The organism is Streptomyces caelestis (assembly GCF_001279005.1).
GTDB classification, from domain to species: Bacteria; Actinomycetota; Actinomycetes; order Streptomycetales; family Streptomycetaceae; genus Streptomyces; species Streptomyces heliomycini.
In genome coordinates, this window is record NZ_LGCN01000119.1 from 118051 (window position 1) to 135580 (window position 17530).

At 73.2% G+C, this 17530-nt stretch carries 16 protein-coding genes and 1 pseudogene; 10 read left to right on the forward strand and 7 right to left on the reverse strand.

The window, feature by feature from the left end; translation table 11 throughout:
• Window positions 1-339: 339 nt before the first annotated feature.
• A complete protein-coding gene (locus ADK41_RS11370) occupies window positions 340-1143 on the forward strand; it encodes a methyltransferase type 11 (protein ID WP_030821321.1) in 804 nt (267 codons plus the stop codon).
• A 72-nt stretch (window positions 1144-1215) separates the two neighbouring features.
• Here the strand turns inward: ADK41_RS11370 and ADK41_RS11375 are convergent, their stop codons facing one another.
• Window positions 1216-3153 (reverse strand): glycosyltransferase family 2 protein, encoded by a 1938-nt coding sequence (locus tag ADK41_RS11375; RefSeq protein WP_030821320.1) that lies wholly within the window; start codon window positions 3151-3153, stop codon window positions 1216-1218.
• Window positions 3154-3366: 213 nt separating this feature from the next.
• On the opposite strand from ADK41_RS11375, the gene ADK41_RS11380 reads away from it, so the two are divergent.
• Window positions 3367-3867: a metallophosphoesterase family protein gene (locus ADK41_RS11380; protein WP_030821318.1), complete on the forward strand. Its 501-nt coding sequence runs from the start codon at window positions 3367-3369 to the stop codon at window positions 3865-3867.
• Between the two features lie 659 nt (window positions 3868-4526).
• Here the strand turns inward: ADK41_RS11380 and ADK41_RS11385 are convergent.
• From ADK41_RS11385 to ADK41_RS11395, 3 genes are all read right to left on the reverse strand, one after another.
• Window positions 4527-5780, reverse strand: a complete 1254-nt coding sequence (locus tag ADK41_RS11385; RefSeq protein ID WP_030821316.1) for a YncE family protein — start codon at window positions 5778-5780, stop codon at window positions 4527-4529.
• Between the two features lie 223 nt (window positions 5781-6003).
• The gene (locus ADK41_RS11390; protein ID WP_030821314.1) at window positions 6004-6369 is read right to left on the reverse strand and encodes a nuclear transport factor 2 family protein; all 366 of its coding nucleotides are present in this window, start codon (window positions 6367-6369) and stop codon (window positions 6004-6006) included.
• A 121-nt stretch (window positions 6370-6490) separates the two neighbouring features.
• On the reverse strand, window positions 6491-8245 hold the full coding sequence (locus ADK41_RS11395; protein ID WP_030821312.1) for an ABC transporter ATP-binding protein: 1755 nt from the start codon (window positions 8243-8245) through the stop codon (window positions 6491-6493).
• A gap of 133 nt (window positions 8246-8378) precedes the next feature.
• Here ADK41_RS11395 and ADK41_RS11400 point away from each other — a divergent pair, with 133 nt between their 5' ends.
• The 7 genes and pseudogenes from ADK41_RS11400 to ADK41_RS44045 form a co-directional block, all read left to right on the forward strand.
• Window positions 8379-9467 carry an S-(hydroxymethyl)mycothiol dehydrogenase gene (locus ADK41_RS11400; RefSeq protein ID WP_030821310.1) on the forward strand — a complete coding sequence of 363 codons (1089 nt, stop codon included), beginning with the start codon at window positions 8379-8381 and terminating at the stop codon, window positions 9465-9467.
• Window positions 9467-10096, forward strand: a complete 630-nt coding sequence (locus ADK41_RS11405; protein ID WP_030821308.1) for an MBL fold metallo-hydrolase — start codon at window positions 9467-9469, stop codon at window positions 10094-10096. The genes ADK41_RS11400 and ADK41_RS11405 overlap by 1 nt, the downstream gene beginning before the upstream one ends.
• Window positions 10097-10198: 102 nt before the next feature.
• Window positions 10199-11113, forward strand: coding sequence for an SDR family oxidoreductase (locus ADK41_RS11410; RefSeq protein WP_030821306.1), 915 nt, complete (start codon window positions 10199-10201; stop codon window positions 11111-11113).
• A 13-nt stretch (window positions 11114-11126) separates the two neighbouring features.
• Window positions 11127-11876 (forward strand): SDR family NAD(P)-dependent oxidoreductase, encoded by a 750-nt coding sequence (locus ADK41_RS11415; protein WP_051843008.1) that lies wholly within the window; start codon window positions 11127-11129, stop codon window positions 11874-11876.
• A 127-nt stretch (window positions 11877-12003) separates the two neighbouring features.
• Window positions 12004-12699, forward strand: a complete 696-nt coding sequence (locus ADK41_RS11420) for a L,D-transpeptidase family protein (protein WP_030821302.1) — start codon at window positions 12004-12006, stop codon at window positions 12697-12699.
• Window positions 12700-12865: 166 nt separating this feature from the next.
• Window positions 12866-13051: a hypothetical protein gene (locus ADK41_RS39110; RefSeq protein ID WP_078661831.1), complete on the forward strand. Its 186-nt coding sequence runs from the start codon at window positions 12866-12868 to the stop codon at window positions 13049-13051.
• 509 nt (window positions 13052-13560) lie between these two features.
• Window positions 13561-13902 (forward strand): annotated as a pseudogene (locus ADK41_RS44045) (multidrug DMT transporter permease); the annotation flags it as partial.
• Window positions 13903-13990: 88 nt separating this feature from the next.
• On the opposite strand, the gene ADK41_RS11430 reads toward ADK41_RS44045, so the two are convergent.
• The gene (locus ADK41_RS11430) at window positions 13991-15370 is read right to left on the reverse strand and encodes a S1 family peptidase (protein WP_030821297.1); all 1380 of its coding nucleotides are present in this window, start codon (window positions 15368-15370) and stop codon (window positions 13991-13993) included.
• A gap of 379 nt (window positions 15371-15749) precedes the next feature.
• On the opposite strand from ADK41_RS11430, the gene ADK41_RS11435 reads away from it, so the two are divergent.
• A complete protein-coding gene (locus ADK41_RS11435) occupies window positions 15750-16130 on the forward strand; it encodes a PPOX class F420-dependent oxidoreductase (protein WP_030821294.1) in 381 nt (126 codons plus the stop codon).
• A gap of 28 nt (window positions 16131-16158) precedes the next feature.
• Here the strand turns inward: ADK41_RS11435 and ADK41_RS11440 are convergent, their stop codons facing one another.
• Window positions 16159-16575, reverse strand: a complete 417-nt coding sequence (locus ADK41_RS11440; RefSeq protein WP_030821292.1) for a Zn-ribbon domain-containing OB-fold protein — start codon at window positions 16573-16575, stop codon at window positions 16159-16161.
• A gap of 162 nt (window positions 16576-16737) precedes the next feature.
• Window positions 16738-17457 carry a TetR/AcrR family transcriptional regulator gene (locus ADK41_RS11445; protein ID WP_030821290.1) on the reverse strand — a complete coding sequence of 240 codons (720 nt, stop codon included), beginning with the start codon at window positions 17455-17457 and terminating at the stop codon, window positions 16738-16740.
• Between the last annotated feature and the right edge of the window lie 73 nt (window positions 17458-17530).

Sequence of the window (17530 nt, forward strand, 5' to 3'; positions counted from 1 at the left end):
ACACGAGGCGCGCGGCGCGCGCATCATCGCGCGTGCCGCTTGGCTCCACGGGGTCCGCGGCGCTAACTTCATGCGGACGATGACCGGTCCGGAAGAAGCCCGCCGCCCCACCGACGCCACCGGCGTCGGCGAGGCCGCCCGGTGCGACCCGCCCGGGAGGCGTTCCGTCCGACGGGCGCGGTCCCGGAGCGGACACGGCCCGTCACGACGGCCTTCCCACGGCCCCTTACGGCGCCCCTCGCACACGACCGCGGACGGGGCCTCGGCCCGCCCGCGGTCGCGTGGTGGGCGCAGCCCTGCACGAAGCACTGCCCCGCATCCGCAAGGAGAGTCCCCTTCGTGAAACGCCATGAGTTCCTCCGGGAACTGCACAAGGTCAGCGCCAACCGCAACTACCTGGAGATCGGCGTCAACGACGGCCGCAGCCTGCGCCTGTCACGCGTCCCCAGCATCGCGGTCGACCCCGCCTTCAAGGTGGTCTCGGAGCTGAAGTGCGACGTCCACCTGGTGAAGGCCACCAGCGACGACTTCTTCGCCCGCGACAACCCCCTGGCCCACCTCAAGGGCGGCCGGCACCCGCTGCGCAACCTGCGCCGGGGCCGCAGCCCGATCGGCCACTGGCGCCGCACCACGCTCGACCTGTCGTTCATCGACGGCATGCACCTGTTCGAATACGCCCTGCGCGACCTCATGAACGTTGAGAAGCACTCCGACTGGGCCAGCGTGATGGTCCTCGACGACATGCTGCCGCGCAGCGTGGACGAGGCCGCCCGCGACCGGCACACCAACGCCTGGACCGGCGACGTCTACAAGATCACCGAAGTGCTGGCGCGCTACCGCCCCGACCTGGTGACCGTCCTGGTCGACACCGAGCCCACCGGCCAGCTCGTGGTCTTCGGCGCCGACCCCGACAACACGGTGCTGCACGACAAGTACGACGAGATCATGGCCGAGTACAAGGTGCCCGACCCGCAGAAGGTGCCCGAGACGATCCTGGAGCGGGCCGGGGCGGTGCCCCCGGAGGCTCTGCTGCGGGCCGGGTTCTGGCGCCCCCTCGTGCAGGCCCGCAACCGCGGCCTGTCGCGGCGCGTGGGCTGGGAGCCCCTGCGCCGCGCCCTGGAACAGGTCGGCGTCAGCCGCTGAGGCCTCTGCCGCGCGGTCCTTCGCGGCCTGCGCGGCAGACCTCGTACGGGGACACCGGGCGGCCGGCCGCGGTCACCGCCCCCTGCCGATCAGGGGAGACACCTTCGCGCGGGCCGTGCCGAGCGCCCGCCGCGCGGCGCGCACCAGTCTCCGTGCCGTGCCGGGACGCGGGACGGACACCACCCGCACACCGCCGCCGGTGACGCGGAGCGCGAACGGCAGCCCGCTCCAGGCGGGTCGCGCGGCATCGGGGGCCGGGCTCAGCGCGACCCGCCAGATCCCCCGGGGCAGCCGGTCGGGCAGTGTGGCCTCCAGCAGGGAGCCCGGCCCGTCGGCCGCACCGGTGAGCGTGCCGGACGCGTGCAGCGTCCTGCCGGAAGCGGTGAACCTGAGCCCCACCCGGGCGCCCCCGGCCGCGTGCAGCGGGATCCGGACGCGCAGCCGGGCCCCGCAGACGGTGACGTCCGGCCGCCGCACGCCGTCCAGACCGAGCCGCCGGCCCCCGGCCCCCGTGTCCAGCGAGAGGTTCCCGTGCGGCTCGGTCCAGTACGGCAGGACCGCGCGCCCGCCGGTCACCCCCGCGCAGGGCTCGGGACGCGTGGCGCGCGGGGCGGGGCCGAGCCGGCACTCCTTGGTCCAGCCGCCGAGCTTCACCCGTACGACCGCGTCCCAGACCCCGTCCCCCGGCAACTCGGCGGGATCGACGGCGGCGGTCGCCCGCAGCACCAGCCGCACCCGCTCACCGCCGTCGACGGGAACCGTCTCCCGGGTGACCTCCACGGGCTGGAAGTACTGGGCGGAGCTGGACCGTTCACGCAGCAGCAGGTCCGCGGTGGCCTGTCCGAACCGGGCCGCGGTCTCCGCGCAGACCCACGCCACCGCCTCCTCCACGTTCTTCGGAGCGTCGGCCAGCGGGGTGCGGGCGGCGTTCGCGGGGAAGGTCATCGGCGCGCGGGCGGAGGTGTACTCGGCGGTGAAACCGATGTGCAGCGAGCCGCCGCGCCACCCCACGTCCGTGGGCCCCGCGGTCGGCGCGACACCGGCCTCCCACGCGGCGAAGGCCACCACGTCGTCGTACCGGTCGGCCTCGGCCAGCGCGGCGACGACCTGCTGCGTCGGCTGCAACCCGGCGGGGACGCCCGGACCGAAGCGCTCGACGACGACCTTGTGGATCTCCGCGAACAGGGCCCTGCGGTAGTCGTCCGGCAGCCCCAGCAGCCGCCGGGCCCGCAGCCGCTCCACCATCTCCACCCGCAGCCAGCGGCGGAACAGCCGGTCCCGCACCGCACCCGGCTCGGTGTACCGCTCGACGACGTCGAGCGCCTCCCGCAGGTTGCCGAAGTACCCCACGGGGTCGAAGCGCTGGAAGCCGGCGTTCGAGGCGTCGTCGCGTCCGATGTGGTAGTAGCAGACGTAGTCACTGAGCACGGACACGTTGTCCGCGCGCAGATACGCCTCGGTGACGAAGACGTGGTCCTCCAGGCGCCGCCGCCCCTCCGGGAAGCGCAGCCCGATACGGTCGAGGAACTCCCGGCGGAACATTTTGTGCGGCGTGAGGCTGTCGATCAGCGGGGCGTTCTCGACCGTCGCCCGCGGATGGTTGCGACGGAACAGCTCCACCGGCACCCCGCGGTTCTTGCCGGCCATCTTCCCCACGACGACGTCGGCGCCGTGGGCCACGCCGTACGCGTACATCCGCTCCAGGGCCTCGTCGCCGAGGTAGTCGTCGTTGTCGACGAACATCACGAACTCGCCCCGCGCGGCGGCGATCCCCACGTTGCGGGGCTTGCCCGACCAGCCGGAGTTCTCCTGGTGGATCACCCGCATCCGGGGATCCCCGGATGCGAGCCGGTCGAGCCGGGCCGGTGTCCCGTCGGTCGAGCCGTCGTCGACGAAGATCGCCTCGTACGCGTCGGGAGGCAGCGACTGCCGCTGCAGCGAGGCGATGCAGTCCTCGATGTAGACCCCCGGGTTGTACACGGGAATGATGACGCTGACCTTGACCGGCATCTGGATCTGGGCCCTTCGGGTCTCTCGCCGTCGAACGTGCGGGCTCGGTGTGCGACGCCCGATCGTAGTGCCACGGCCGCCGCGTTCCCCGGACCGCCCCGCCGCCGGGAGCCCACCGTGACGAGCGCCGGCACCCGCCGGCCGGCGTGCCCGCCGGGTGGCTCGAGGCGTGGTACCGCACCGCGGGCGCGGCCGCCGCCTACGCTGCTGTTCGTGCGCCTGCTCCTGACCTCCGACACCCACCTGCCGAAGCGAGCCAAGCGGCTGCCCGCGCCGCTGCTGGACGAACTCCCGCGCGTGGACGTCGTGTTCCACGCGGGGGACTGGGTCGACACCGCCACCCTCGATCTCCTGGAGAGCCGCAGCCGCAGACTCGTCGGCGTGTACGGCAACAACGACGGGCCCGAGCTGCGGGCCAGGCTGCCGGAGACCGCGTACGCGGATCTCGGTGGGGTGCGCTTCGGCGTGGTCCACGAGACGGGCCCGGCGCGGGGGCGGGAGAACCGGTGCGCCGCCCGCTTCCCCGGGATTGACGTACTGGTGTTCGGACACAGTCACATCCCGTGGGACACCACCGCTCCCACGGGACTGCGTCTGCTCAACCCGGGTTCGCCGACGGACCGCCGCCGGCAGCCCCACTGCACCTATATGACCGCCACGGTGACCGGAGGCCGGCTCACGGAGGTGGAACTCCACCGGCTGCCCCGGCGCTGACGGGCCGGGCCGCTTCGTGTCGCTGGAAGCGGCCCGGACGCTGCGATCAGATGCGCTCTCACGGACCTCCTTCCCACGATCGGAGGTGATATCAGCCGACTACCCCCTCCCGTGGGACTTACACAGGTATGTCCGGTTTTCCTTCGGTTCGTCCGGCGGTCGTCCTGTCGTGGCCGGTGGGGCCCGGGGGAGTCGAGTGAGCCGGGTGGCCGGAGGGGTCGCGCTCTCCGTCGGGGGCGGCGGCGCGTCCGGCCGGCGGAGGTGCCGGTACTGGTTGCGGTGTCCGATCGGGTGCGGCATGTGGCGAGTTGTCCGCCGCGTGCTGCCGCACATCCCCTTCGGCGTGCCGCACGCCGCGACCGTCCACCACGCACGCGCGAACACGTCGCGCCGGGAGTGCGCCCATGCCCGACCGGTCGGCCCCCGCGGGCTGAACACCGACCCGTACGGCGCCGAGTCCCCTCGGGCCTCTCTCCGGGACTCCGTGCCCGGCACGGAGTTGACGCGACGCAGGCTCCTCGGGCTCGGCGCCGCGCCGGGACCGGTCGCGGCGGGCGGCACGGGACGCCGCCGCCGTCCCGTGCCCGCTCGACGGCGTCACGGTCGGTCTCCCGGACGCGCCCGGGCGCCCGGACCTCGTCGCCGGCTTCCGGGACGAGTCACCGCCGCCCGCCCTCCGCGCCCGGCCAGCCGGCCTCCACGTGGCCGAGGCGGACCCGCTGCGGGTGGTCGCCGACGGGTACGGACACGGTCTTCTCTCCGGTCGCGAAGTCGATGGCGGTGACCCGGTCGGCGCCGCTCTCGGAGACCACGCAGGACCTGCCGTCACCGCTGACGGTCGCCCAGTACGGCTTGGACGCGGTGACGAGCGGCCCCTGCTGGAGGGTCGCGCGGTCGACGACGGTCGCGTAGTCGTCCATGGTGCCCGCCACGCACAGTTTGGTGCCGTCGGGTTTCATGGTGATGCCGTGGTGGCGCGAGTCGTTGACCCAGGTGGTGCGGTCCTCGCTGGTGGCCGGGTTCTTCGGCAGGGTCTTGGTGCGGGTGATGCGGTCGGTGGCGACGTCGTACTCGAAGAAGCCGTTGAAGAAGGAGACCTGGAAGTACAGCTTCGACTCGTCCGGGGAGAACGCGGCCGGGCGCACCGCGTCCGAGTGGTCCTTCAGGCCGACGGCGTCGAGCCGGCTCCGCATGTCGATCACCTTGGCCTGCCGGAAGGTGGTCGCGTCGACGACCGTGATCCGGCGGTCGCCCTTCGTCCAGTCCAGCCAGGGCGCGTCGAGGGCGGTGTTCACCTCGCCGATGGACATGTTCCAGATGTACTTGCCGTCCTTGCTGAAGACGTTCTCGTGCGGCTTGTCGCCGGTCTTGAAGGAGCCGAGCTCGTCCCCGGTCCCGATGTCCAGGACGTGCACCGTGTTGGAGGTCGAGGCCGAGACGGCGACCCGCTTGCCGTCGGGGGAGACCGCCATGTGGTCGGAGCGGTAACCCGACACCGGGAAGCGCCAGTTGATCCGCCCGGTGGCGAGGTCGAGGGAGACCACGTCGGCGAAGCTCGGCCGGGAGACCACCACCGAGGCGCCGTCCGGGGTGGAGTACATGTCGTCGACGAACTGGTCGTGGCCCTCTCCGACGCCGCTTCGGATCGCCATGAAGTAGATCCAGTGGATCGGGTCGGCGTTGATCTCGGCCATCCGCTCGGCCTTGTCCGGGATGACGTCGATCCGGCCGATCCGTGCGAAGTCACCGGTGGACTCGATGACATCGGCGGTGCCGTCCCAGTTGTTGCCCACGAACAGCACTTCGCGCAGGCCCGCGGAGGGGGCGGCGGCGGTGGCCGTGGCGGGGGCGGCGGCGGTCAGGGCGAGGGCGGCGGCGACGGCGTACAGGTGCCTGGTTCTGCGGACCGGCATGACGGCTCTCTCCAGCCTCTGGAAGCATGTGCTCCGAAAATCGACTTACTGAAAAGTAAGGAAAGGAGCCGCCCGCGACAAGGTCGCGTACACGACAAAATTGAGCGCCGTCGGCCGTCCGGCCGGTTCCGGCCTCCACCGACCGGTCCGGACACGGTGCGCGTCCGGGCGATGTCACGCGGTACAGCGCCCGGACGCGCCGCTCACCTCCGTACCGCCGTTCCTACTCGTCCCAGGCCTGGATCATCACCTGTCCGGCGATCCTGCCGTCCCGCAGCGTGAGCATCGACTCCGACAGCACCCGCACCCCGTCCGGGTACCGGCAGCTCTCGCAGTAGGCGGCGTGATCCCCCTGGACGACGCACGCCTCGAGGGAGTGCGTCATGTCGCGGCTGTAGACGTCGTCCAGCGCGGCGGCGATCTCGTCCCGGCCGTGCAGGACCTTGGGGTGGCTGGGCTGGGTGTCGCGGTCCACGATGCGCACTTCCGCGTCGTCCGCGTAGAGCGACACCAGGTCCGCCGAGGTGTCCGCCTCGATGCCCCGGCGCAGCGTGTCGGTGCCGAAGACGGGGTGTGCCGCGGTTGTCATGGTGACCCACCTCCTCCGAGGCCGTGGCCCGGAACTCCGGCGGGCCGCAACGGCCTCTCCTACGAGCGTCCTCCGGCCCGGCGGGCACGGCAAGCCCGGCCGCCGTGCCCGCCCGCGCCGCTCACTCGGCCGTCGCGAGGAACTGGGTGGCGGCCAGCTCGGCGTACAGCGGATCGGCGCTCACCAGCTCCCGGTGCGTGCCGACGGCCCGTACCCGGCCCGCGTCCATCACCACGATCCGGTCGGCCGCCGTCACCGTGGACAGCCGGTGCGCGACGACCAGCACCGTCGTCGTGCGCGCCACGTCGGCGACGGTGTCCCGCAGCGCCGCCTCGTTCACCGCGTCGAGCTGCGAGGTCGCCTCGTCGAGCAGCAGCAGCCGGGGGCGGCGCAGCAGGGCGCGGGCTATGGCGACCCGCTGCCGCTCACCGCCGGACAGCTTGGTGCCGCGATGCCCGACGAGGGTGTCGAGCCCGTCCGGCAGCCGGGACACCAGTCCGTCGAGCCGGGTCGTCTTCAGCACCCGCGTCAGGGCGCCGTCGTCCGCCTCGGCGTTGCCCAGCAGCAGGTTGTCCCGCAGGGAGCCCGACAGCACCGGCGCGTCCTGCTCGACGTACCCGATCGAGGCCCGCAGCCGCGGCAGCTCCCAGTCGGCCAGATCCCGGCCGTCCAGCGTGATCACACCGGAGCCGGGGTCGTAGAACCGCTCGATGAGGGAGAAGACGGTGGTCTTGCCCGCTCCGGACGGACCGACGAACGCCGTCATGCCCCGTGCGGGCACGGTGAACGTCACCCCGTGGTGGACGTACGGCAGGTCGTCGGCGTACCGGAAGCGGACGTCCTCGAAGGCGAGCGCGGCGGGCTCGGCACCGGACGCGGGCAACGGCGCGGGCCCGGCGGCCGGCTCGGCGGGCAGTCGCAGCGCCTCCTGGATCCGGGCGAGGGCGGCGCTGCCCGTCTGGTACTGCGTGAGCGCGCCGACGACCTGCTGGATCGGCGCCATCAGATAGAACACGAACAGCAGGAACGCCACCAGCGTCCCGATGTCGATGGCACCGGTCGCCACCCGCGCGCCGCCCACCGCGAGCACCGTGATGAACGCGATCTGCATCGCGAGCCCGGCCGTGTTGCCCGCCGCGGCCGACCACTTGGCGGCGCGCACGCTCTGCCGCCACGACTCCTGCGCGGCCTCGTGCAGCGTGCGCTCCTCCCGCGGCTCGGCACCGGACGCCTTGACCGTGCGCAGCGCGCCGAGCACCCGCTCCAGCGAGGCGCCCATCACGCCGACCGCGTCCTGCGCCTGCCGGGAGGCCCGGTTGATGTGCGGCACGATCACGCCCAGCACCGTGCCGGCGAGCGCGATCACACCCAGGGTGACCCCCAGCAGCACCGGGTCCACGAAACCCATCAGCGTCACGGTCGCGACCAGTGTCAGCCCGCCCGTGCCGAGACCCACCAGCGAGTCCGTGGTCACCTCGCGCAGCAGGGTGGTGTCGGAGGTGATGCGGGCCATCAGATCGCCCGGCTCACTGCGGTCGACGGCGGTGACGCGCAGCCGCAGCAGGTACGACGACAGCGAGCGCCGCGCCCCGAGCACCACCGACTCGGCGGTGCGCCGCAGCACGTACGAACCCAGCGCCCCCAGCACGGCGTTGGCGACCACGAGCGCCGACATCAGCAGCAGCGCGCCGGTGATCGCCCGGTCGTCCGAGAGGTCGTCGATCAGGTCCCGGGCCACCAGCGGCAGCGTCAGCCCCGTCGCCCCGGTCATCAGGGACAGCGCGGCGCCGCCCAGCAGCGCCCACCGGTGCGGCCGTACATATCCCAGAAGCAGCCGCCAGGCGGGCGGACCGGATCCCTCTGCCACGATGCTCACGTCGCCCCCCTCGGCGTCGGACGGAGGTTCAGGCTACGTCGCGGGGGTGGCCCCGCCGTACGGCGGGCGGCGGAAGCGATCATTCCCGCGTAGGGTCGGAGGGACGGACCCGGCGGATGAAGGAGTCAGCAGGATGGCGCAGGAAGTACGCGGCGTGATCGCACCCGGCAAGGACGAGCCGGTACGGATCGAGACGATCGTCGTGCCCGATCCCGGCCCCGGCGAGGCGGTCGTCCGGGTCCAGGCCTGCGGGGTGTGCCACACCGATCTGCACTACAAGCAGGGCGGGATCGGCGACGACTTCCCGTTCCTGCTCGGTCACGAGGCCGCGGGCGTGGTCGAGTCGGTCGGCGACGGCGTCACCGACGTCGAGCCCGGTGACTTCGTGATCCTCAACTGGCGCGCGGTGTGCGGGAAGTGCCGGGCCTGTCTGCGCGGACGCCCCTGGTACTGCTTCGACACCCACAACGCGAAGCAGAGGATGACCCTCGCCTCCACGGGGCAGGAGCTCTCCCCGGCCCTGGGCATCGGAGCCTTCGCCGAGAAGACCCTGGTCGCCGCCGGACAGTGCACCAAGGTCGACCCCGCCGTCTCGGCGCAGGTCGCCGGGCTGCTCGGCTGCGGGGTGATGGCCGGGATCGGCGCCGCGATCAACACCGGGAACGTCGGCCGGGGCGACTCGGTCGCCGTCATCGGCTGCGGCGGCGTCGGGGACGCGGCGATCGCCGGGTCCCGGCTGGCCGGAGCGGCGAAGATCATCGCCGTCGACATCGACGACCGCAAGCTCGAGACCGCCCGCTCCATGGGCGCCACCCACACCGTCAACTCGCGCGGGACCGACCCCGTCGAGGCGATCCGCGAACTCACCGGCGGCTTCGGCGCCGACGTCGTCATCGAGGCCGTCGGCCGCCCCGAGACCTACCGGCAGGCCTTCTACGCCCGTGACCTGGCCGGCACGGTCGTCCTGGTCGGCGTGCCCACCCCGGAGATGAAGATCGAACTGCCGCTCCTCGACGTCTTCGGCCGCGGCGGCTCCCTGAAGTCCTCCTGGTACGGCGACTGCCTGCCCTCCCGGGACTTCCCGATGCTGATCGACCTCCATCTCCAGGGCCGCCTGGACCTGGGCGCGTTCGTCACCGAGACCATCCGGCTGGACGAGGTGGAGAAGGCCTTCGAGCGGATGCACCGCGGCGACGTGCTGCGTTCGGTGGTGGTGCTGTGATGGCCGCCCGCATCGAACGGCTCGTCACCTCGGGGCAGTTCAGCCTCGACGGCGGCACCTGGGACGTCGACAACAACGTGTGGATCGTCGGCGACGACCACGAGGCGATCGTGATCGACGCCGCCCACGACGCCGACGCCATCGCCGAGGCGGTGGGGGACCGGCGCCTGACGGCCATCGTGTGCACCCACGCCCACAACGACCACATCGACGCCGCCCCCGCCCTCGCCGACCGCACCGGCGCCACCATCTGGCTGCACCCCGACGACCTGCCGCTGTGGCAGCAGACCCACCCCGACCGCGACCCCGACGCCTGGCTGGTCGACGGCCAGGTGATCGAGGCCGCCGGCACCGACCTCACCGTGCTGCACACCCCCGGGCACGCGCCGGGCGCGGTCTGCCTCCACGATCCCGGGCTGGCGACGGTGTTCACCGGCGACACCCTCTTCCAGGGCGGCCCGGGCGCCACCGGCCGCTCCTTCAGCCACTTCCCGACGATCATCGACTCGATCCGGGACCGGCTGCTCACCCTCCCGCCCGAGACGAAGGTCCTCACCGGTCACGGCGACCCCACCACCATCGGCGCGGAGACCCCGCACCTGGAGGAATGGATCGCGCGGGGCCACTGAGCGGACCCGCCGGACGACCGGCGCGAAAAGACGACAGAAGATGTCCGGCTTACCCGTCATCCTCGAAGCGACAAGCAGGGAATCGGTGACGGGAGGCCGTACATGTCGGAGCAGCTCGAGGGCAGGGTCGCGCTGGTGGCCGGGGCGACCCGGGGAGCGGGGCGGGGCATCGCCGTGGAACTGGGGGCCGCGGGCGCGACCGTCTACGTCACGGGCCGCACCACCCGCGCCCGCCGCTCCGAGTACGGCCGCCCCGAGACCATCGAGGACACCGCCGACCTGGTCACCGAGGCGGGCGGCCGGGGGATCGCGGTGCCGACCGACCACCTGGAGCCGGGGCAGGTGAAGGCACTGGTCGACCGCATCGCCGGCGAACAGGGACGCCTGGACGTCCTCGTCAACGACATCTGGGGCGGCGAGACCCTCTTCGAGTGGGACGCGCCCCTCTGGGAGCACGACCTGGACAAGGGTCTGCGCCTGCTCCGCCTCGCCGTCGAGACCCACGCCGTCACCAGCCACCACGCGCTGCCGCTGCTGCTGCGTCACCCCGGCGGACTGGTCGTCGAGGTCACCGACGGCACCGCCGACTACAACCGCGACCACTACCGCGTCTCCTTCTTCTACGACCTCGCCAAGTCCTCCGTCCTGCGCATGGCGTTCGCCCTCGGCCACGAACTCGGCCCGCGCGGCGCCACGGCCGTGGCCCTCACCCCGGGCTGGATGCGCTCGGAGATCATGCTCGACCAATTCGGCGTACGCGAGGACAACTGGCGCGACGCCCTCGACGACGTCCCCCACTTCGCGATCTCGGAGACCCCGCGCTACGTCGGCCGGGCCGTCGCCGCCCTCGCCGCCGACCCGGACGCGGCCCGCTTCAACGGCGCCTCCCTCTCCAGCGGCGGCCTCGCCCGGGAGTACGGCTTCACCGACCTCGACGGCAGCCGCCCGGACGCCTGGCGCTACCTCGTCGAGGTCCAGGACGCGGGCCGGCCGGCCGACGTGACCGGCTACCGCTGATCCCGTCCGCCCCCTGCCGCCGCGGTCGCCCCGGCGGCTGCCTGCGCCCCATGGCGCCGGGGAGGGGGCGCGGGTCCTGGTGGCCGACGTGGATCCCGACGAGGCGGAACGGACGGCGGCGGCGCCGAGGGAGCGGGGGTTCGGCGCCGCCTCCGGCTGTGACGTGGCCGGCCGGGCCTCGGCCGAGACGGCCGTCGCACACGCCGTGCACACCTTCGGATCGCTCGACGTCCTGGTCGACGACGCCGCCCACCGCACACCGGACGCGCCCCGCTTCGAGGACGAACCGGACGACGCATGGGCCACGGACCTCGGCGTCACCCTCACCGGCGCGTACCGCTGCTGCCGCGCCGCGCTGGAACACCTCGCCGCCCTGGGCCGGGGCGCGATCGTGAACGTCGGCTCCGTCAACGGCCCCCGGGACTTCGGCGAGCACGCCTCCAGCGCGGCCGAGGCGGGCCGGGTCTCCCTCCTTTGCACCCTCGCCGGGCAGGCGGGGCCCCGCGGGGTCCGGGTCGGCCTCGTCGCGCCGGGGACCGTGCGCACCCGCGCCCGGGCGGGCCGGGAGGCGGAACCCGAAGCGGCCCGGCGCCTCCACCCGTTGGGCCGGGTCGGCGAGCCCGAGGACGTCGTGGCCGCCGTCGCCTTCCTCGCCTCCCGCGAGGCGGCCCGGATCGCCGGCATCATCCTCGCCGTCGACGGCGGCGTCACGGCGGTCGACTCGGGGTTCCGGCAGGCGCCGGGCGAGCCCCCGCCGCGGTAGCCGGTGACATCCGGCCCTGCCCGCCGGATGCCGCCGTTCGGCCGTACAACCGATTTCTCCGCCGGATCGTCTATCTGGCAGAGTGCGCAGGCCATGCGCTCACTTCTGCGGAAAGGCGGAACAGAACATGGGGGACATGCGTAGACGGAGTGCCGTCGTCCTCGGGGTCACCTCGCTGGTGGCGCCGCTCACACTCGCGCTCGGCGCGACACCGGCACAGGCCGCGAGCTGCACCACCTCGGCGGGCCCCTACCAGAAGAAGGTGGAGAAGTTCCTCGGCCGCCCGGTCGACGGGAAGCAGTCCTCCGCCGACTGCAAGGCCATCCGTTCCTTCCAGACCAAACACGGCATCACGCCGAACATCGGGTACGCCGGTCCCGTGACCTGGGGCGTGATGGACCTGATGAACAAGCAGAAGGCCGTCGGAAAGAAACCGAACAAGTCGGGCAAATGCCCCACGAACAAGGGTCGTATCGCCTGCGTGGACCTCACGCTCCAGCTCAGCTGGATCCAGGACGGCAAGAAGCTCGTCTACGGCCCCGTCCCGGTCCGTACGGGACGGGACGGGTACGAGACCCGCACCGGCCTGAAGAAGGTCTACTGGCGCAACATCGACCACGTCTCGACCATCTACGACGTGCCGATGCCCTACAGCCAGTTCTTCGACGGCGGCCAGGCCTTCCACTCGGTCGGCGTCAGCATGTGGAACCCGCCCGGCTCCCACGGCTGCGTCAACATGACGAAGACCGACGCCAAGAAGTACTGGTCGCTGCTGAAGAAGGGTGACGACGTCTACGTGTACGGCCGCAAGCCGGGCACCTGATCGCCGCGGGCGCCCGGACCGCCGGGCGCCTCGCACCCCGGTGCGTCCCCGAGGGCCCGGATGTGAACTCGCCCACGTTCCTTGGCAGATGGACGTGATCAGCGACACTGCCCGAAATGTCCCATGTGTGTGCGATTACTCACAGCGTCTTCACGTCCGGCCCCGTATGCTTCACGGCATGTCCACCACTGTTGAACCCTCTTCCGAGCGATCGGCTGACGAGGTCAACGAGGAGATCCGGGCCCTGTGGCTCCGGTCGGGCGGGACACTCAGCGTCGAACAGCGCGAGGAGTACCAGCGCCTGGTCCAGGAGTGGGCCTCGGCCCTCCCGCAGCCGGCCCGGGCCGCCTGAACGACTTTTGGGCGGTCCGGGATCACCATCCCGTCGGCTGGGCACCCGTCACCGAATGGGTGCCCTTCTCGCACTTGCCTCGGCCCTCTGCTACGGCATCGTCGTCCCCCGAGCTCTCGGCTTCGCTCGAGCAGGGAGGCGCCCCCACCGCCGGCGGACTGCTGTCCCGCCGCGTCCCGCACGCCGCCGTCACCTTCCTCGGCCGGCTCGGCGGCCTGCTGCTCGCCGCAGGGGCCGCCCTCCTCCTGCCCGCCGACGCCCTCGCCGGCTCCGACCTCCTCTGGGGCGCCCTGTCCGGCGTCGGCAGCGCCACCGCCATGCGCTTCCTCAACCGTGGCCTGAGTCACGGCGCGATGAGCGTGGTCGTGCCGGTGAGCGCCGTCACGGGCGTCGCGCTGTCCGTCCTGTGCGGCGTCCTCCTCCTCGGCGACCGCCCGGGCGTCGTGGCCTGGGCGGGGATCGCCGTCACCGGACCCGCCCTGTGGTGGGTGTCCGGCGGCGGCGCCCGCATGGGCCGGGAGGCGTCGGACGGGCTTCTGGCCAGTGCCGGCGTCGCCGTGCAGTACGTCGCCCTGGGCCAGGCCGATCCCGCGAGCGGGCTGTGGCCGGTCGTCGCGGGCCGGATCGCCGCCGTCCTCGTCCTGCTCCCCGGCGCCGTCCGGCGCCCCGGACTCCTGCGGCTGCCGGCGCGGCGGTGCGCCCAGGCCCTGCTGATCGGGGCGGGCGCCGCCCTCGGGCTCATCCTCTACCTGCTCGCCGCCCAGCGGCAGATGCTCGCCGTCGCGGTGGTCCTCGCCTCCCTCTATCCCGCGCTCCCGGTCGTCCTCGGCCTCGCCGTCCTGCATGAGCGCATCACCCGGCGGCAGGCCGCCGGGTTGCTGGGAGCCGCCCTGGCGACCGTGCTGCTCACCCTCGGCCGGCGGCGGACCCGCCGCCCGCTCAGCCCCATGTCGCCGAGTAGTGCCGCCGGTACGCCTTGCGGTCCTGCTCCGCCCGTATCCAGCGCGACGCCACCAGGGCGACCAGACTGCCCGCGATCACCAGCAGCCCGGGCCCGACGTTGCGGGGGTCGGCCAGCCGGGACAGCAGTGTCGACGGGTCCGGGACGATGCCCCGCACCGGAGCCGACGACCCCGGCGAGGCGGCGTCCGGAGCCGCCGCGCCCCGCTCGTCCGACGGAGCGGGGGAGGGGGCCGCCGCGCCGCCGTCGGCCCCGGGCGCCACGAGGAGCCGTACGCCGAGCCGCGTCAGCGCCTTCGTCACGGGCTGGAAGTACGTCGTACCGCCCGTGCGGCAGTCACCGCTGCCGCCCGAGGTGACACCGAGCGCGATGCCCTCGGAGAACAGCGGGCCACCACTGTCCCCGGGTTCGGCGCACACGTTCGACTCGATGAGACCGCTGACCGTGCCCTCGGGATAGTTCACCGTCGCGTTGAGCGCGGTCACCTCACCGTCCCGCAGCCCGCTGGTGCTGCCGCTGCGGAACACCCGCCGGCCCACCGTCGGATCCGCCACCCCGGTGATCCGCACGCCCTTGCCGTCACCGACGGCCACCACGCCGGCGCCCTCGCCGGCCCGGCCGCCGGCGTACTCGATCAGCGAGTAGTCGTCCCCGGGAAAGCTGCCGCCGACCGTCGTCCCGACCTCCTGCCTGCCCTGGCTGTCGGCGAACCACACCGACCCGTCGGGCCCGCAGTGTCCGGCCGTGAGGATGAAGTCCCGTTTCCCGTCGGTCACGTTGAAGCCCGCCGAACAGCGGCCGGCCGTCGACAGGATGGGCTGTGCCCCGTTGAGCCGGGTGGTGAAGGAGCCCTCGCTGCGCTCCATGCGGACGAAACCGCCGATGCCGTCCGCCACTTCGGTCAGCTCGGACCAGTCCTCCGCCGACACCGTGCTGTCGCCCCGGACCACCACCTCGTTGGTCCGGTAGTCCATGGCCCACGCCGTCCCGGGCACGCGCGGCGCCGAACCCAGCGTCTCGGTCGCGGACGTGAAGTCGTCCATGCTGTGCCGCACCATCTTCGGCTCGGCGCCGGCCTCGCGCACCTCGGCCGCCGCCTCCTCGTCGGTGACCGCGACCACCGTCCCACCGTCGTCGGCGATCCAGCTGCCCGCCGTACGGGACGTGCCGAGTTTCGCCACCAGATCGGCGCCCGGTCCGGTGCTCACCGTCCCCTCGGCGGTGGCGAACGGGACCGCGTCGGGCGCGCGGGGCTCACTGGCGACGGCGTGGGTGACCATCGTGGCTCCCAGGAGGAGTCCGCCGACGGCCGCCAGCCGTGTCACTCGCCGGACGACCCGTCGTCGTGCGTGCCTCATGCGTGGCTCCCGAACCCAGGCGGCGCGGTGCGCGCACCGCGAGGACCTTCCCTGCGTCGAAGGCCCTCTTCCCATACGGGTCCGCGGCCCGGCGCGTTCAGCCGGGGCACGGATCCCGCCCCGTCGTCCCGGGAGCACCGGGGCCCCTGTCGTGCGCCCAGGACCAGGATCCCGCACGGGACGTCCGGTGGACCGAATCCGCCGCCCCGGCCGGCGCCGGACACCGGCCGCGGAACAGGGGGTGTTCGCCTCGCCCCTGGCCGACCGGGGAACGACGCCGGGCACGGCTTCGCGGTGGAGGAGGTACGGGACGCCTCCGACCGCCCGGGCCGGGGGTTCGTCTTCGCCGCACGGCGTCCGGGCGCCTAGACTTCCCCGTATGGACGACGCGTTGAGGGACCGGCTCGGGGCGGGGAAGTACCTGTTGGTCACCAGCTACCGCAAGAACGGCACGCCCGTCGCCACGCCGGTGTGGGTGGTGCGGGACGGTGACGCGCTCGGGGTGTGGACCGTCGCCGACTCGTGGAAGGTGAAGCGGATCCGCGCCCGCGCCGACGTCCTCGTCGGCCCCTGCGACGTGCGCGGCAACCCGACCGGCGACCAGGTCCCCGCCACCGCGGAGGTCTGCGACCCGGCGACCACGGCCCGTTACCGCAAGCTGCTCGCCCGCAAGTACGGCGTCCTGGGACGGCTGACCCTCCTGGGCAGCCGGCTGCGCCGGGGAACAGACGGCACGGTCGGGATCCGCATCACCCTCTGAGTCGCGTGCCGGTCCGCCCGGCGGCCCGTCAGGTCCAGGCCCGGAACGGCTCGTCCACCAGCTGGAAGACCGGCTCGCCCCGCACGGGGTCCTCGGCCGTCGACAGCCGTACCCGGTCGCCGCCGTGGATGCCGATGGGCGGCCCCATGACCCGGCCGCGCACCACGAACCCCTCGGCCATCTCGATCAGGGACACGTTGCGGGCCGCCGGGGTGTTGCGGTGCAGCACCGTGGAATGGCGGACCGTCCCGAGGCCCTCGCTGCGCTCCGTGCGCAGGTCGCCGCCCTGGCAGACCGGACAGAGCAGCCGGTGGTACATGGCGGTGCCGCACCAGGTGCAGCGCTGGAAGAGCATGGCCTCCGCACGGTCCTTGCCCCGGGGGTCGAGGACGCCCGCCGTGGAGCCGGCTGCCTGCTGAGCGACGCTTCCTGAGTGGTGGTACACGCTGGTCAACTCCCTGCACTCGGCCGGAACCCCGCGTGCGCGGTCACCCGGCACGCATGTGCCGGTGCGCCCTGCCACCGTGCACGGCCACAGAGTATGGCACTCAGTGCCACCAGTAAAGGCACTCCGTACCCTCGCATGCGGGCGGACGTCCGCGCCGGGTCACCCGCGTCCGAGCGCGGTCTCCAGCTCCTGCACCACCCGCCACAGCGGCGCCCCGCGCCGTGAGACGACCACCACCACGTCCTCGGGTCCTTTGCCCGCCGCGGCGACGGGCCCGGCGCCGAACGCGGCCCGCACCTGCCCCAGCGCGTGGTCCACCGCCGCCTCCGCGTCCCCCTTCCCGTCCGAACGCAGCCAGGAGCGCAGGGCGTTGTGGTGCGCGGCGACCACCGCCGCCGCGATCACATCGGCGCGGAGGGCGCCGTCGCGCGGACCGGCGAAGCGCGCCCGCAGGTATCCGGCCGGCGCCCGCTCGTACCGCCGGACCACGGACGACTCGTACGCCCGCAGTCCGGGCACGCTCTCGGTGAGGCGGTAGCGCCGCACGGAGAACGCCGGGTTCTCGGCGTGCATCCGCAGCACCGGCCGGGCCGCGGCGCAGACCCTGCGCACCGGTTCGTCGTCGGCGCCCGCGGCGAGGAAGGCCGTCATGTCGGCCAGGCACCGCTCGTGGTCGGGGAAGACCGCGTCGTCCTCGGACGGGAAGCAGCGGAAGAAGGACCGCCGGCCCACCCCGGCGAGCGCCACGACGTCGTCGACCGTGGTCTGCTCGTAGCCCCGCTCCAGGAACAGCCGGAACGCCGCCGCGACCAGGGCGTCCCGCATCGGCGGCTTCTCGGCCCCGTCCCCGCGGCCGGGAGCCGCACTGCTCGAGCTCATGCACGGAACGCAGCACCGGGAGGCCGCTGAGGGCACTCGGTGCACACCGCCCACGGAACCCGGTACCGCCACG